This window comes from Pseudomonas sp. IT-P258 (assembly GCF_949767825.1).
Classification (GTDB): Bacteria; Pseudomonadota; Gammaproteobacteria; order Pseudomonadales; family Pseudomonadaceae; genus Aquipseudomonas; species Aquipseudomonas monachiensis.
The window spans coordinates 1-357 of record NZ_CATKPU010000074.1 but is presented as its reverse complement, the minus strand read 5'-3'; the positions used below and the strand labels follow the sequence as shown (position 1 = coordinate 357).

General features: G+C 64.1%; 1 protein-coding gene. It reads left to right on the top strand.

The genetic code is table 11. The annotated features are described in order from the left end of the window. The coding region (locus tag ACM6G4_RS22550) for an Ig-like domain-containing protein (RefSeq protein ID WP_414914659.1) at positions 1 to 357 on the top strand (357 nt) is incomplete at both ends.

Here is a 357-nt window from a genome sequence, read left to right as displayed (position 1 = left end):
CTCCACGGCTCCAGCAGCCCCGACCGACCTGGTGGTCAGTGCCGACGGCACGACTGTCAGCGGTAAAGGCGAGCCGGAAACCACCGTCACCATCAAGGATGCCAATGGCAACGTCATTGGCACCGGTACCGTTGGAGCCGATGGCACCTTCGAGGTCACGCTGACCACCCCGCAAATCAACGGCGAAACCCTGAGTGCAACGCTGACCGATGCGGCGGGCAACGTGTCTGCCCCGACAACTGTCGATGCGGGCGATTCCACGGCTCCAGCAGCCCCGACCGACCTGGTGGTCAGTGCCGACGGCACGACTGTCAGCGGTAAAGGCGAGCCGGAAACCACCGTCACCATCAAGGATGC